Source organism: Haloferax sp. S1W, from assembly GCF_044593955.1.
Classification (GTDB): domain Archaea; phylum Halobacteriota; class Halobacteria; order Halobacteriales; family Haloferacaceae; genus Haloferax.
The window spans coordinates 300424-314403 of sequence record NZ_CP172595.1; the positions used below are offsets into that span (position 1 = coordinate 300424).

A 13980-nucleotide genomic window follows, 5' to 3' on the forward strand; every position below is an offset into this window, starting at 1 on the left:
TAGCGTCTCACCCGGCGTCTTCGGCCATCGCCTCCGCGGTGAGTTGCCCGCTTATGAGACACATGGGGACGCCGATGCCGGGCGTCGTGAACGACCCGGTGAAGTAGAGACCGTCAACCTTCTTCGAGGCGTGGGGCGGGCGAAGGAGTGCGGTCTGCGTGAGCGTGTGTGCGAGGCCGAGAGCAGTTCCTTGTGTGCTGTTGTAGCGGTCGGCGAAGTCGCTCACACAGAAGGTCTCTTCGACGACGATACGGTCGCGGAGGTCGACACCTGTGTGTTCGGCGATGTCGTCGAGGACAAGGTCACGGTACGCCTGCCGCTGTTCGGGCGTGTCGTCGAGGCCCGCTGCGACGGGAACGAGCGCAAAGAGGTTGCTGTGGCCTTCGGGTGCGACGGTGTCGTCCGTCTTCGAGGGGACACAGAGGTAGTACGCGGGGTCGTCCGGCCACGCCGGGTCGTCGAAGAGTGTCTCGAAGTGGTCGTCCCACTCGGTCGGTAAGACGAGCGTGTGGTGGGCGAGTTCGTCCACGTCGCCTTCGACGCCGAGATAGAGGAGGAACGCCGAGGGGGCGTACGTGCGCGACTCCCAGTAGTCGGCGTCGTACTGGCGCTTTTCGGGTGAGAGGAGGTCCTGTTCTGTGTGTGCGTAGTCGGCGTCGCTGACGACTTGGTCACAGAGGAACTCGCGGCCGTCTTCGGTGCGGACGGCAAAGCCGCCGCGGCGACCCGCGATTTCGGCGACCGGCGAGTCGGTGTGGAACTCGACCCCGAGTTCTTCGCCGAGTTGGACGATGGCGTCGACGACACCCGCGAGGCCGCCGTCGGGGTAGTACACGCCCATGTTGAAATCGACGTGACTCATGAGGTTGTAGAGTGCTGGCGTGTTGTTCGGCGCACCGCCGAGGAACACCAGCGTGTACTGCATGATTTGCTGGAGTTTGGGGTGGTCGAAGTATTTCTCGACGTGGTCCTGCATCGACCCGACGAGCGACAGCCCCCACGCATTCTTGAAGACGACGGGGTCGATGAAGTCGGTCAGTTCCGTGCGGTCGGTGTAGACGAAGTGCTCCATGCCGATGCGGTAGTTGCGCTCGGACTTGCGGAGGTAGTCGTCGAGTTTGTCGCCCGCGCCGGGTTCGTAGGCTTCGAACACCTCCTTGTTCGTCTGGAGGTCGGGAACCATGTCCACCCGGTCGCCGTCTTTGAAGAAGATGCGGTAGTGGGGGTCGAGTCGGGTCAGGCCGTAGTAGTCGTCCGGCCGCTTTCCGAAGTACGCGAAAAACTGCTCGAACACGTCGGGCATCAGGTACCACGACGGCCCCATGTCGAATCGGAACCCGTCGCGTTCGAAGGTGCTGGCTCTGCCTCCGAGCTGTTCGTTTTTCTCGAGGAGCGTGACCGAGGCACCCGCGTCGGCGAGATAGCACGCCGTCGAGAGACCACCGAAGCCACCGCCGATGACGACGACGGTCTCTCCCGCGAGAGAGTTGAGGTCAGAGACAGAATTCATGGATTTCCCTAGGGACGATAAGACCATAAATCGACTGACTAAATCGGGGAAACCGGCAGGTAGCTTTAGGGTCGCACTCTCCTTACGGCACCCATGAACGACACCACCGTGGTGGTCACAGGTGCCAGTACGGGTATCGGCGCGGCCGTCGCCCGCACCTTCGGTCGGGCGGGTGCGACCGTCGTTGCCTGCGCCCGCGACCGGGATGCCCTCGACGAGGTTGTCGCGGACATCGAAGCCGACGGCGGAACCGCGACTGGACTTCGCGCCGACGTGCGCGACGAGTTCGACATGGAGCGACTGATGGAGACCGCCGCCAGAGACGGCGGGGCTATCGACGTGCTCGTCGCCAACGCGGCTATCACACACGGAACGCCCGGCGAGATGCCGATGGCCGACGAGGCGTACACCGTTTTCGACGACACCCTTCGGACGAACGTCCGCGGCGTGTTCACGGCCGTAAAAGAGGCGCTTCCGCACATGCCCGACGACGCCCGCATCCTCGTCCCCTCGGGAAGCGTCGCCCGTACGGCGAAACCGGGAATGGGTGCGTACGCGGTCTCCAAGGCGGCCGCGGAGGGACTCGCGCGTCAGTTCGCCGCCGACTGCTCGCAGACCGTCGGCATCGTCGACCCCGGCGTCGTCAACACGGACCGTACGGGCGGACAGGGACGCGACCCCGAAGACGCCGCCGAGATGGTCCGCTGGGCGGCGGCCGAAGCGGATGCGGACTCCCTCGACGGCAAAGTCGTCGAACTCGCGGCGTGGAAGAAGGCGACCCGCTGACCGACTCGAACGCCGTCTCTGGAATCTGTCCTTAACACTGTCTCCAGAACGCTGTCTCTGGGAGCCCTACGAGGGTGTTGCGGTGGATATCCTCCACGAACCGCGCCCCTTATTAACCAAAGGAATTTTGTTCATAACATGAATCGTCCCACAGCCATCGGCGTCGGAAGCGTCGTGGCACTCGTTGCACTCTCGGGCTACGCCGCGTCCACGCAGGCGTGGAAGTTGCTCATCGTCTCGTGGGCCGCGTTCGGTGCGATGGCGTTCGCCGCGCCGTTCGGTGCCCGAGCGCGTTCAGAACACGCTGAGGGACTCGTCTGGGGATACGGACTCGCCAGCGGGGCGATGGTCACGAGCGCGGCGGTGTTTCTCGTTCCGCAGGCGCTCGGCCACCACCCGCAGTTCGGTGGCTTCGGCATCGCGCTCGGTATCCTCGCGGGCTTTGCCTCCCACACTATCGGGCATCGCTTTGCCCACATGGACCTCCCCGTGGACCGGACTGTAACCGAACTCTCGGCGCACGCTCTCTCGGCGGGTGCCATCATCGGCATCGTCTACGGGAACATCGACGTTGGCGTCGGTCTCGGACTGGCAATCGTCTCGCACAAAGGCCCTGCTGGCTACGCGGCCGCTCGCCGCCTCTCGTCGCGGAACCAGTCTGTCGTCCCGCTGTTGCTCCCCGCGGCGGGACTTGGTATCGCGGCCATCATCTCCAGCGCTATCTCCCTCCCTGCGACGGACGCCTTCCGCGGCGTCGTCTTCGGGTTCGCCTCCGGCGTCTTCCTCCACGTCGCCATGGACTTCCTGCCGCGCTGTGAAATCGGCAGCGAGATTCACGACCTATTGTCTGTCGAGGACGAACACGCACACTCGATTCTGGACCGCCTCCGTCTCCACGCCGCCGGGAGCACCGTCGTCGGTGGTGGTGCTGTCTTCGGCGCATGGATGCTGCTGGCATAAGAGGCACTTACGGAAGTGTGGAGAACCGCCCTTTAGGGGGAGGATGTCAAGCTGATTGCGGGCCGAGATATCCCCACGCCAGTAACTGGTCGCCGTCGCCGTCTATCCACCGCTCGCCGATGTCGTCGCGGTAGTAGAGATTCGGGATGACGATGTCGTCGATGCGGTCGTAACACTGCTCGCGGGCTTTCTGCATCGTCTTTCCTTTCCCAGTTACGACGAGCGGCATGCCGCTTTCCCCGGCGACGCGCCACTGACCGTCGACGTTCTTGGCGTCCTCGATGTGTATCCCCTCACGGTGCTCCGTCTCGAAGACGATGGCGGCGTTGCGCGAACTCTCGTCGTACGTCTGCTCGTCGTTGAACGGGAACGGTGGCAGGACGATTCGGACGCCGACTTGGTACCCCTTGTGAACCGACAGTTCGGGGGCGTTCCCGTGCGCGAGGTCGTAAAAGAACTGCCCGGTCGACGATTCGAACGATTCCTCTTGGAGGGTTATCGTCGGATAACCGAACCGCGGCGTGAACTCCAGCGGGTAGATACTGTGCTCGTTGACGATACAGTTGAGGTCGATACTGCCGACGTAACCCTCGTCGGCCAGCCACTCCTCCAATTTACCGAGGGTCTGTTCGAACAGTCTGTTTCGTCCGGCCCAGAACATCGACGTTCCCATCTCGCCCGTCGACGGGCCGATGTTGCCCGGGAACAGCTTCTTGTGTTCGAAGTTGAAGTTCACCGTGTCGACGAATTGGTTCCCGTCGAAGAAGCCACAGACGGCAACTTCGACGCCCTCGACCTTCCGCTGGAGTTGGAAGCCCTTCATGCGGTGGCCCCACGCCTTCTTGTATGCGCGAAGCACGGAAGTGACATCGCTCCCGTCGGCTTCGTTACCGACGTACAGCAACCGTTTGACGTTCTGCACCTCGCCGAGCGGTTTGATGACGTACGGCGCAGGGTTCTCTTGGACGTGCTGGATTCCCTCGTCGAAATCGTAGAAGATGTGGTGTTCGATGGTATTGACACCCTGCTCTTCGAGCACCTCCATCGCGTACCCTCTGTCTTCTTCGAGGTGGTCGGTGTTCGGCGTGCCACCGACGACGGCCTTTCCTTGCGCACGGAGTTCCTGCGCGAGCGTTCCCGTGCCGATGTCCGAACCGACCCAGATGTCGTCGAAGATGACGACATCCGCCCAGTCGACATCGGCCTTCCAGTCGTCGGTTTTGGGGACGAACCCGTCTCCGATTTCCTTGTCTGTCGCCGCCTCGATGTAGTACTTCACGTCGTGGCCCTCTCGGTGAATCTGCCACGCGAGGTCGGTAATCAGTGCGGCGTCGGCGGAGACGAAGAGGAAGCGTCTGGATTCCATCTGTCTCACGCACTCGTCTGGTCGGTGTTCGATGCAGCGAGGACAGTCCAGTCTCTCACGCCACGGTTGGGGTCCATGTGAAGATACATGGACCGCGAGGAACAAAGCTGTGGTTGCAGTGATACGTGTGCGACGGCCGCGGCGATTCGGGCCGCTGTCGAGTCTTGTCTTCGACTCCCGAGGGCGGCGCAGGGACGCACTTGCGCCTCAGTCCCGCGTCAACCGCCGAAGCTGAACCGTAATTCCGAACGCCGCCCCGAGGAGCAACACGAGGTTGAACGCCGCCTGGAACGGCGCGCGGTATTCGGGATTCACCCACGTCGAGATGGTTTGCGAGGCGTTCAGGTAGAACTGGAGCGCCGCGATGAGCGCGAGCAGGAGCAGTCCCACCAGAACGGCGTAGTCGAGGTAGCGCCGCATGCGTGCTGCGAACTCCTCGTTGGTCTGGTCGGTCGGGTCAACGTCCGGGTTGGGTGCGGACTGCGTGCTGGCCTGTTTCGCTTCCGACGCCGATGCCGTCTCGTCGCTCATTGCGACCACCTCCGAACGAGGAAGGCGCTCGCAACGACTGCCACGAGCGCCACGAGTGCACCGAATCCGGGTGCAGACGTCTCAGTATGAGTCTCTTCGGGAGCGTCGTACGGCCCTCCGGACGTGCTACCGTCGTCTTCGAAGTCCTCTACGCGCAGTTCAACCTCTTGTGTCGTCTGGTTCACGCTAATCGTCCTCGTTGGGTTCAGGTTCGCCGCGCCGCGGGCGGTGTCGATAACGACACCCTCTCTGAGCAACACGGCGTCGATGTAGTAGTTGTAGTCATTCGGCACTGTCGCCGACGCTTCGACCGTCTCCGTTCGACCGGCCTGAATCGCTCCGGCGTCGACCGTCGTTCTGGAGGCGACGATGTTCGATTCGGCCTGTCGAAGCACGAACGTGACTTCGAGGTTCTCGGCCGGTTGGTCGCCGGCGTTCGTCAGCGTCGCCATCAGGTTCATCGTCGTCCGGTCGTCGCCGGTGTCGGCGATGGAAAACGAGACGGGGGGAAGCGCCTCGCTCTCGGTGAACGATGTCGTCGATTGGAGGTACGGGGGTTTGATGGCCTCGACGCCTCGAACGCTCTTTTCGCGCTGGTCGACTCGCTCCGCGTCGCGGTAGAGGACGACTTCGATGTTGTAGCCCCCCTCGCGGGGAACGGTGATGTTCGTCCCGGCCGTCACCTCGCCGTCACGCGAGATGTTTCCGACCGGAACGCGCTTCGTCGTCGTGAGCAAGCCCGACTCGGCGTCGACAGCGCGAACGAGTACGCTCACGTTGTTCGTCGGGTTGCCGCGATGGTCGATTCGCGTTTCGACTGACAGCGTGACCGTCTCACCTGTCGCGGGGCCCGCCGCGATAGCGACATCGGACACGTCTACGGGGCCGGGCCTGACCGGCCCCTCGTCTGTTGGGTCGGCGAGAACCCCCGGGACGAGAAGCGCCGTGACGACGGCCGCGACGACCACGACCACGGCCCCGCCTGCGAGGAGGGTGTTCTTTGCCATAGTCGATTGACAACTACCTGTCGGTATATGTTTTGTCCCTGAGATGTGCGGCCGCTCGCCGCCCAAGACGTTCGATGTTGTGACCTTCAGAAAGAGGGTGAATGACGTTTTTGTTTACGGCCTGCGTACTTCCTTTGTCATGTCGGAGGAGATGAAACAGGCAACCTGCTCGTGCGGATTCAGCGTCGTTTCGGAGGACGAAGACGAACTTGTGGAGATTATTCAGAACCACGCGGACGCAAAACACGGCAAAATGATGACCGTGGATGACGTGAGAGGGATGATGGAAGAGGCCTAACCGTCTCTGGTGGGGCGTGGATTTTTATAGGACGGCGTAGCGATATGTGCCATGGCAACGTATGTAATAGGAACGAACTCAGTCCACACTAGTGCCGAACTCTGTGACTACCTTTCGCGGCGACTCGAAACTGGAGATGTCGTCCACGCAGTGAACTCCCTTCCTGGCGGCGACCGGACAGACAGCGACGACGCACGCGACGGTAAAGACGCATTAAACGTGGTCGAGACGCGACTCAGTGGCTTCACCACTGTCGAGACACACCAGTACATCCGTGGCAACGACGCGGCCGAAGACATTCTCAAGTGCGCCAAGGATAAGAACGCCGACGAAATCGTCATCGGCGTCAGAAAGCGGAATCCGACCTCGAAAATCGTCTTCGGGAGTACGGCACAGGACGTACTGCTAACGTCGAATATCCCGATGGCGGTTATCCCGCTAGCGAAGGTTCCCTGATTGGACCCGCCGCTTAGGCCCCGAGTCAGTACTTAACTACCGGGCCGGTACTCGACGAGCGTCATCTCGAACGCGGGGTCCGAATCGCCCTCGTTCTCGTAGAAGGCCACGTACCCCGGCAGCGGACTGTCCGGAGCGACGCAACTCTCCCAGAAGACGCTTCCGTTCGTCCGGACCACGAAGTCTGCACACTGGAGTCCGGCGTGGGTAGACGTGCTTTCGACCGCGAAGCTCACGTTTCCGTTCGACCCGGAGGCCTCCCATCCGTCACCGACTTCGAGCGTCTTTCCGTCGAGGGCGCTGTAGTACGGCGAGTCGAAGCCGAGCGCCGCAACGGACCCGGAGGAAGTTCCGGAGAGTTCACCCGACAGTTCGTCTGCTGGCGCGGTCACCGTCTGCTCGCTTGTCGACTCCGACGTGACGAGTGTCGTCCGAATCGTGACGTTGTTCTCGGACACCGAGACGATTTCCCACTCGTAGGTCGCAGTTCCATCGAGGTTCGGTGACTCGATTTCGTAGCGATAGTACTGACCGGCGCGGTACTGTTCGTCCCACGTACTGTTGAACTCGAGTTCGGTCGCTGCCTTGGCACTCTCGGTGTCGGTGCTGTCTGTGGTCGACCCGTTGCTTCCGGCAGCAGTTGTCGTCTGTGTTGTCTCTGTTAGTGTCACGCCATCGCCGCCGTCACCGTCGCCGCCGACGCCGCCAGAACACCCCGCCAAGAGGACGAGGAGCGCGACGAGGAGGACGCGCAAGTGCTGTCTCATATCCACCCGGAAGACCGCGACATTGATAATTTCGTTGTCCTCCTGAGTGTCACGTCATCGAGAATGAATGCGAGCGACGATATCGTAGTCGTCGCATCGGTGGTTGATTTTCGTCTCGTATGCGGTGCTTACTCACCGCTTACTGACAACTCATGCGGTGCTTTCTCACAATCTATGCGAGGCGTACCGACAACCTACGCGATTCTCACCGACAACTCATGCGGTGCTTACTCGTCGGATTCGTCGAGCACCTTTTCGGCGAGCGTCGGCAGGAACGTGCCGATGTCGGTCACCATACCGATAGCTTGCGAGGAGCCGCGGTCGAGCAGTTGCGTGACGGTCGCCGGGTTGATGTCCACACAGACGGTCTTCGTCGTCGACGACAGACAGTTGCCGACGGCGACAGAGTGCAGGAGCGTCGAGAGCATGAGCACCATGTCCGCCTGATGCGCCTGCTTGCGGATTGCGTTCTGCGCCTCGATAGCGTCGGTGATGGTGTCCGGGAGGGGACCGTCGTCACGAATCGACCCCGCGAGCACGTACGACACGTCGTTTTTCACGCACTCGTACATCACGCCCGATTTGATGAGTCCGTCTTCGACCGCTTCTTCGATGCCGCCCGCGCGGATGACCTCGCTGATGGTGTAGATGTGGTGTTTGTGGCCCTTCCGCGGGTGTTCCATCGTCTCCATGTCCATCCCGAGCGACGTGCCGTAGAGTCCGCGTTCGATGTCGTGGGTCGCAAAGCCGTTTCCGGCGGAAATCATGTCCACGTACCCCTCTCGAATGAGGCGCGCGAGGGCGTCGCCGCCGCCGGAGTGGATGAGCGCCGGACCTGCTACGACGAGGACGTTCCCGCCATCTGCTTTCGTCTCGCGGAGTGCGTCGGCGACTTCACCGATGAGCGACTCGGACGGACGCTCCGAGGAGACGCCGCCCTGCATGAACCCGAAGGGACCGGACGAGTCGCGGGGGCGTTCCGGAGGCTTGACTCGGATACCGGCCTCGTCGGTGACAACGAGGTCACCCTCGTCGATGGCGTTGAGAACCTTTGTGTAGGCGCGCGCCCCGCCGTCGGTCTCCTCGACGACGATAGCACAGTCCATCTCGATATCTTCGACCGGGACCCATTCGCCGTCGTATCGAACGTCAGTCGGGTGGTTCGTCGTGGAGTAGAACCCGACCGGGACGACCTGGTCCGCGGGCGCGGGTTCGACGTGCGCGTCGACCGGGTCGGTGAGATTCGCACCGATTTGGTGCAGTTCGTGGAGAATCTCTTGTAAGTCGTCGTCGTCCTCGGCGGAGATTGCCATCCGACAGTACGACGTGTCGTGTTTCTGCCGCCCGACGTCGAACTCCTCGATGTCGAAGTTGCCCCCGAGGTCCATCACGATGCCCATGGCCTGCTGCATCATCCCGGAGTCGATGATGTGCCCCTTGAGTTCCACAGTCCGCGTGTTCGTCATTGACGGAAAAATGGCCGAGAGGGTGAAATGGGTTACGGGGTGACAGCGAACCCGGCCTGCGGTGGAAAGAGACGCCGTCTCCGACGAGCGGACGCTCCCCTGTTACTCGACAGGATGGACTGCCCGCAGGAACGACAGGAGGTGGCCGAACGTCTGTTCGAACGCGCGGTCGTAGTGGTCGAAGTGGTCTGCGGGAAGTTCTACGAGCGTCGCGTCGGGGATGTCGTCCGCGAGCGCGGCAATCTCGTCGGCGGGTGCAACCTCGTCGCGCGTCCCGGAGACGAGGAGGACCGGACACCTGAGTGACTCGGGGTCCGAAAGAGCGGTGTACTGGAACAACGAGAGGAAGACTCGCGCGGGCGTCTCGTCGCGCCACGCGCTCCCCGGCGGGACGAGGTCTCTGTACGCGATGCGAACCCCCGGGTCGTCGAAGACAGACAGCGTGGACCCGTCTCCGAGCACGGGCACACGATGCGGGCCGAGCAGTCGCGATTGGAGTTTGTCCCGAACACCCGCAGTAAGCGCTGCGACAGTTCCCCTCAGCCCTCGCCCGCTGGTCACTGCTGACCCGTCGAGCATCGGATTCTGTGCGACCACGGCGGCGACGCGGCCATCTTCGGCGGCCACTCGAAGAGCGTATCCACCGGAGAGACCAGCACCCCACAGGATGATACCGCCCGTGTCGATTTCGGGACGCTCGCGTAACCCCTCGATAGCCGCATGCCAGTCACCCACCTGTCTGTCCGGGGAAACGAGATTCCGGGGTTCGCCGTCCGAATCGCCCGTATTTCGATAGTCGAAGACGAAGGCGGCATACCCCGCCTCGGCCAGTCGCTCCGCGTAGCGTCGCAGGCCGAATCGACGCTCGGCGGCGAGTTCACCGGCCATCGCCACGACCGGCGGCGATTGCACATCGTCCGGGCGGTAGAGCCACCCTGCACACCTCGTCCCCTCGCTTTCGAACGACAGCGAGACGCGCGAATAGTCGTAGTGCGAGGGTCGGCGCGGCCCCCGTGCTGCCGGTGGCTCACCGCGGTGACGCCACGAACTCACGCGTTACCCTCCTCGTCGAGACTGTCGAGGACGCGTTGTGATAGTTCCACGTCGTCCAGTTCGTATCGATTGTACGCCCGAATCCAGTCGGCGTCGAGTCGCCACGTCGCCTGTACGTCGTCGTCGCTCCGGAGAATGGTCGCTTCTACAGTCGTCGGGTCCCAGTCGTCGCGGGCGAGTTCGAGGAACGCCGTCACGGCGCGCCCGACTTCGCCGTGATTCGGCTTCCTACTCGGAAACGCTGTGAGATACGTGAGTGACAACGGCGGACCGGCCGAGAGTGATTCGACGCTAATGCCGTTGCCGCGGAGCGCCTCCTCGACGGCGGCCACCGATTCGAGGTCGTTCATGGGGTGCGATACGGCAGCCTCCGGCTAAACGTTTGCCGCGAGACACGTCTCGTCTGCGTCGAAGAACACAGGCTAGGCTTCAGAGCGAGCGCGACGGAGTGTGTCGTGTAACGAAAACAGCGGTTCGATATCTGCGGCGGCGTAATCGACGAGGAGACGCTCGAGTTCCGCGTGCGTGCGCGTCTCGTCGAGACCGTGTGCGACACCTTCGACGTACGCGGCCCCAAGGCTCTCGCCGATATGGGTTCCTGTCACGTGCGCATCTTCGATACCGAGACCGTCGAGGTACGCGGCGGGAACGTCGTAATCGTCGTACCAGACGCTCGACTGGTCGACATCCGCCTCGTCGCAGGCCTTCCAGAGTGCCGGAATGTCTCGATTCGGTCGGACGGCGTGCGGAAATGCCTCCGCAGCGAGCGGAGCGAGGTCGATGTGATTCGAAAAGAGCGCCTCGACTCTCGCTGGTGCGTCGGCCCACGCGCCCGCATCGGCAACCATCTCGGCCCACGCCCGGAGGTGGTGTTCGTCGAAGTGCCGACCGTTGTACGTGAGGACTGCCCCGCCGCGCTCTTCGCACCACTCGACGACGTTTCGGAGAAGGTTCGCCGTGTGTTCGACGCCCCAGTCACCCTCTCGCAGGAGAACCGTCACCTCCGTTTCGTCGCCGCAGGATGCCCCGAGCGCGACGGCGACCAACTCGAACTCGTCTGTGTTTCGGAAGTCGCTCGGCGTCCCGTCAGGGCACGCCGTCTCGATGTCGAGTGCGAGTCGGCCGTCGTTCATATCTCGGTGGTCGCCGCGGGCTGTGAAAAATGACCGGAATCAGGTGCGTTTCGACGATGGATACACAGACAGTGCGTCGCACCCCCGTGGAAGTTCCTTTGTCCCTTCGAGGCGACACTAGAGGTGAGGCGAGGCGAACTGACATGGACGACACGAGAGCCGAACAGGCGCGACGAACGCTCGTCTCTTCGCTTCGCGAGCAGGGGGAACTCTACTCGACGAGCGTGGCGAAGGCGATAGCGACCGTTCCTCGCCATGAATACGTTCCTGACGCGGTCACAGACCGCGCCTACGTAGACAAGCCGCTCGACATCGGCCACGGGCAAGTCGTGACCGCGCCGCACCTCGTCGCGCGGATGACCGAACTGCTCGAAGTACGACCGGGACAGACCGTCTTGGAAATTGGGACGGGAAGTGGCTACCACGCCGCCGTCCTTGCAGAAATCGTCGGTGCCGAGAACGTCTTCACCGTCGAACGGGTCCCCGAACTCGCAGCCGCTGCACAAGACGCACTCGCCCGAACCGGCTACGGTGGTGTGACGGTCGTCGTTGCCGATGGGTCCGGTGGACTCCCCGAGTACGCCTCCTTCGACCGAATCAATGTGGCGTCCGTAGCACCGGAGGTACCCGACCCACTTTTCGAACAACTCGCCGATGGCGGCAGGATGGTGATTCCACTCGGCCCGCGGGGCGGGTCCCACGAGTTAGTTCTGGTGACCAACCGGGACGGGAGACTCGAACGGACGAACTACGGTGCGGTTCGGTTCGTGCCACTCATCGGGGAACACGGATTCCCTGACGAGGGATGAGATTATTCATCACACGGTAGCACACCCACCCGGCGTTTCAGAGAATAACACAACTTTCTACCGAGACAATTGTTTCCTATTTAACTAGTCCTTTGTGCGTTGTGTGCATGTGTCATCATGAGGCCTCACCCCGATGGCGTCGCTTGCCATGGCAACGCCGTCACAAACCTCACTGGCACTTCCACCACCACCTTTTGCCGGTCACCACTCGCACCCCACTGTTTTACCGTGCGATAGTTCTTCAGTCTGGAACTGACTGGATGCGGACGAACCCGGACGGAGCTTCACTCGAACAGTGCTGTCGCTGTCTGGGTGTGTGATTTCTCGAAGAAAGTGTCTGTACGGCCGGATGGCCTCAGGAGGCGCTTATTCCGAGCCGAACATCTGGCGCATCATCGGGTGCATCTCCATGAGCTGCTCTTCGGCGATCTCCTCGTACAGCTTGTACGTGATGGAGACCGTAAGCAGCAGCCCCGTCCCGGAGACGGCACCGATGGTGCCCAGCATGTTCGCCATGACGGCGAGCAGACCCACGAGTGCGCCACCGATGACGGTCACTTGCGGGATGTACCGCTCCATGACCTTCTCGATGACCTGCGGGTTCCGGCGGAAGCCGGGAATCTGCATCCCGGAGTTCTGAATCTGGCGCGCGGTGGCTTCCGGGCCCATGCCCGTCGTCTCGACCCAGAACACAGCGAAGATGGCGCCACCGACAATCATGAAGACGAGGTCGATGAGCACGCGAATCGCGATGTCGAGCGGGTCGGCCGACGTGAGACCGAGGAACCACATCCAGTCGGCGCGCGACTGGACCGGCGCGAGATAGTAGAACAGGCCACCGGTGACCTGTCCACTCGTGTACTGGCCAAGCCACGCGGGCATGCTCGCCCACTGGCTGTCCAGGATGCGCCCCAGGAACTGAATGTTCGCCTGCAGGGCGCGAACGAGGATCATCGGCAGAACGCTCGCGTAGATGAGCTTCACCGGGAAGCGACCGCGGGCACCCTTCACGCGGGCGTGCGAGAGGGGAATCTCGACGCGGACGCTCTCGGCGTACACGACGATGCCGAAGATGAGCACCGTCGTGACGAGTGCGAGCAGTTGCCCCTGACCCAGGAAGATAGTCGAGAGCAGGTCGGTCGGCGACGTCGGGAGTTCGACCGAGCCGGTGAGAATCCCGAACCACGTCGGGAAGAAGCCCGACGTGCCACCGAGACCCTGCCAGCTGAACAGCCCACCGACGAGCTGTTGGCTGACACCGGCGATAATGAACAGCCCAACACCGGAGCCGACGCCCCACTTGCTCACGATTTCGTCCATGAACAGGATGAGGACACCACCGACGGCGATCTGCGCGAAGATAAGCGCCTTCACGCCACCCATGCCGATGCCCAGCGATCGAGCAACGGCCGGGTCGGCAGGCAGGAACCCGCCTGCGAACACCATCGGAAGGCCCGTCAGGACGATCATGACACCGACGAGCAACTTCTGCAGACCCTGATAGAGAATCTGGTCGCGTGGGTTGTTGTCGGTGTCGAGCCCGAGCAGGTCAGCACCGCCAAGCAGTTGCAAGACGATGCTCGCCGTGACGATTGGACCGATACCCAGTTGGAGCACCGAGCCCTGCTGACCGGCCAAGATGGAGCGGAACTGACCGAAGAGGTCGTTCGCGGCACCCGTCTGGAGACCGAACAGCGTCACGTTCGTCAGGAAGAAGTACAAGACGAGGATACCGCCAGTCCACCCGAGCTTCCGGCGGAACGGTACGTGTCCCTCCGGTCGGGCGACTGCAGGCATCCGCGCCAGCACTGGTTCGGCGGTGTCCTTCCATCCCATGA

At 62.6% G+C, this 13980-nt stretch carries 15 protein-coding genes; 5 read left to right on the forward strand and 10 right to left on the reverse strand.

All coding sequences use genetic code 11. The features are described 5' to 3' along the window. Positions 1 to 7: 7 nt before the first annotated feature. Positions 8 to 1510, reverse strand: coding sequence for a phytoene desaturase family protein (locus tag ACH9L7_RS01595; protein WP_396612001.1), 1503 nt, complete (start codon positions 1508 to 1510; stop codon positions 8 to 10). A gap of 93 nt (positions 1511 to 1603) precedes the next feature. Here ACH9L7_RS01595 and ACH9L7_RS01600 point away from each other — a divergent pair, with 93 nt between their 5' ends. Further along, a complete protein-coding gene (locus tag ACH9L7_RS01600; protein WP_396612002.1) occupies positions 1604 to 2296 on the forward strand; it encodes an SDR family NAD(P)-dependent oxidoreductase in 693 nt (230 codons plus the stop codon). Positions 2297 to 2434: 138 nt separating this feature from the next. Continuing rightward, positions 2435 to 3256 (forward strand): ZIP family metal transporter, encoded by an 822-nt coding sequence (locus tag ACH9L7_RS01605; protein ID WP_396612003.1) that lies wholly within the window; start codon positions 2435 to 2437, stop codon positions 3254 to 3256. A gap of 46 nt (positions 3257 to 3302) precedes the next feature. On the opposite strand, the gene ACH9L7_RS01610 is transcribed toward ACH9L7_RS01605, so the two are convergent. The 3 genes from ACH9L7_RS01610 to ACH9L7_RS01620 all read right to left on the reverse strand — a co-directional run bounded on the left by ACH9L7_RS01610 (position 3303) and on the right by ACH9L7_RS01620 (position 6160). Next, positions 3303 to 4622: a phosphoribosylamine--glycine ligase gene (locus ACH9L7_RS01610; RefSeq protein ID WP_396612004.1), complete on the reverse strand. Its 1320-nt coding sequence runs from the start codon at positions 4620 to 4622 to the stop codon at positions 3303 to 3305. A 207-nt stretch (positions 4623 to 4829) separates the two neighbouring features. Continuing rightward, positions 4830 to 5153, reverse strand: coding sequence for a hypothetical protein (locus tag ACH9L7_RS01615; RefSeq protein ID WP_396612005.1), 324 nt, complete (start codon positions 5151 to 5153; stop codon positions 4830 to 4832). Next, entirely contained in the window at positions 5150 to 6160 is a 1011-nt protein-coding gene (locus tag ACH9L7_RS01620) for a PGF-CTERM sorting domain-containing protein (RefSeq protein ID WP_396612006.1), read from the reverse strand. The genes ACH9L7_RS01615 and ACH9L7_RS01620 overlap by 4 nt, the downstream gene beginning before the upstream one ends. Before the next feature lie 43 nt (positions 6161 to 6203). Here ACH9L7_RS01620 and ACH9L7_RS01625 point away from each other — a divergent pair, with 43 nt between their 5' ends. Continuing rightward, the gene (locus ACH9L7_RS01625; protein WP_396612007.1) at positions 6204 to 6458 is read left to right on the forward strand and encodes a DUF1059 domain-containing protein; all 255 of its coding nucleotides are present in this window, start codon (positions 6204 to 6206) and stop codon (positions 6456 to 6458) included. Positions 6459 to 6509: 51 nt separating this feature from the next. After that, positions 6510 to 6914 (forward strand): universal stress protein, encoded by a 405-nt coding sequence (locus ACH9L7_RS01630; protein WP_396612008.1) that lies wholly within the window; start codon positions 6510 to 6512, stop codon positions 6912 to 6914. 32 nt (positions 6915 to 6946) lie between these two features. Here ACH9L7_RS01630 and ACH9L7_RS01635 read toward each other — a convergent pair whose 3' ends face one another. From ACH9L7_RS01635 to ACH9L7_RS01655, 5 genes are all read right to left on the reverse strand, one after another. Continuing rightward, positions 6947 to 7681, reverse strand: a complete 735-nt coding sequence (locus tag ACH9L7_RS01635) for a hypothetical protein (RefSeq protein WP_396612009.1) — start codon at positions 7679 to 7681, stop codon at positions 6947 to 6949. Positions 7682 to 7908: 227 nt separating this feature from the next. After that, positions 7909 to 9147: a TIGR00300 family protein gene (locus tag ACH9L7_RS01640; protein WP_396612010.1), complete on the reverse strand. Its 1239-nt coding sequence runs from the start codon at positions 9145 to 9147 to the stop codon at positions 7909 to 7911. A gap of 102 nt (positions 9148 to 9249) precedes the next feature. Continuing rightward, entirely contained in the window at positions 9250 to 10200 is a 951-nt protein-coding gene (locus ACH9L7_RS01645; RefSeq protein WP_396612011.1) for an alpha/beta hydrolase, read from the reverse strand. Further along, on the reverse strand, positions 10197 to 10550 hold the full coding sequence (locus ACH9L7_RS01650; RefSeq protein ID WP_396612012.1) for a hypothetical protein: 354 nt from the start codon (positions 10548 to 10550) through the stop codon (positions 10197 to 10199). Before ACH9L7_RS01650 ends, ACH9L7_RS01645 begins: the two co-directional genes overlap by 4 nt. 72 nt (positions 10551 to 10622) lie before the next feature. Beyond that, positions 10623 to 11333: a hypothetical protein gene (locus tag ACH9L7_RS01655; protein ID WP_396612013.1), complete on the reverse strand. Its 711-nt coding sequence runs from the start codon at positions 11331 to 11333 to the stop codon at positions 10623 to 10625. A gap of 143 nt (positions 11334 to 11476) precedes the next feature. On the opposite strand from ACH9L7_RS01655, the gene ACH9L7_RS01660 reads away from it, so the two are divergent. Further along, on the forward strand, positions 11477 to 12142 hold the full coding sequence (locus tag ACH9L7_RS01660) for a protein-L-isoaspartate(D-aspartate) O-methyltransferase (protein WP_396612014.1): 666 nt from the start codon (positions 11477 to 11479) through the stop codon (positions 12140 to 12142). 366 nt (positions 12143 to 12508) lie between these two features. Here ACH9L7_RS01660 and secY read toward each other — a convergent pair whose 3' ends face one another. Then, complete coding sequence (secY, locus tag ACH9L7_RS01665) at positions 12509 to 13978, reverse strand: preprotein translocase subunit SecY (RefSeq protein WP_396612015.1); 1470 nt, start codon at positions 13976 to 13978, stop codon at positions 12509 to 12511. Positions 13979 to 13980: the final 2 nt, after the last annotated feature.